The 886-nt window shown below is 73.0% G+C and carries 1 protein-coding gene; it reads right to left on the minus strand.

From position 1 onward, the window contains the following. Positions 1 to 36 precede the first annotated feature (36 nt). Complete coding sequence (locus tag AE652_RS41920; protein ID WP_049661368.1) at positions 37 to 570, minus strand: SigE family RNA polymerase sigma factor; 534 nt, start codon at positions 568 to 570, stop codon at positions 37 to 39. Between the last annotated feature and the right edge of the window lie 316 nt (positions 571 to 886).

Raw genomic sequence — 886 nt, forward strand, 5'->3', positions numbered from 1 at the left:
GCAGCTCGTCCTGCCCGTCGAGGGCGTGGTCATGTGTCACAGCAGTTCCTTCAGGGGGGTAGGGGTGACGGCCAGTTCGTCGAACGGGTCGGTCTCGCCGAGCAGCTCGCGCAGCCGGGCGAGAGCCCGGAAGGTGTGGCTCTTGACCGTGCCGGCGGTGCAGCCGAGCGCCTTGGCGGTGGCCGCGATGTCCAGGTCGACCCAGAACCGCAGGACCACCACGGCCCGCTGACGCGGCGGCAGCGCGGCCAGCGCGGCCCGGACCTGGAGGCCCAGCGAGGGGTCGGCTCCCTGGCCGGCCCGGTCGGGCAGCACGGGCGTCGGGTCCTCGCGCCGCCAGCGGCGCCGGGTGTGGTCGATGCAGGACCGGGTCAGCACCCGGTGGGCGTAGGCCTCCAGGTTGGCGATCCGGTGCCGCCTTCCCCACACCGCGTACAGCTTGGTCAGTGCGGTCTGCGTGATGTCCTCGGCGTGGTGCCAGTCGCCGCACATCAGGTACGCGGTCCGCCGCAGGTGCGGCAACCGGTCCTCGGCGAAGCCGCGGAACTCCTCCAGGTCTGCGCTACGCACAGGGCGTGCCCTCCGTTCGTCTCTGCCCTCTCCGACGGAGCGGACCCGCTGCCGGGATGTCACCGGAGGGGGAAAACCCGAGGGAACTTTCTGACGGGCCGTGACATCCTCTGCGGCCCCCTGCTCCGTCGATCCAGTGGCAGGGCCGACGAGCGGCCCGCCGAATCCAGGGCGTCGCCCCACTGAGAGGACACTATGCAAGGCATACACAGAAAAGGCCCGAGGCGGGTGGGCCGGTGGCCGGCCGTCGCGCTGGGCGCGGTGCTGGCGGGGACGGCCGTCGCCCCGGCCGGCTGGGCGTCGCCGGCCGAGGCAC

The organism is Kitasatospora sp. MY 5-36, from assembly GCF_001182915.1.
GTDB lineage: Bacteria > Actinomycetota > Actinomycetes > Streptomycetales > Streptomycetaceae > Kitasatospora.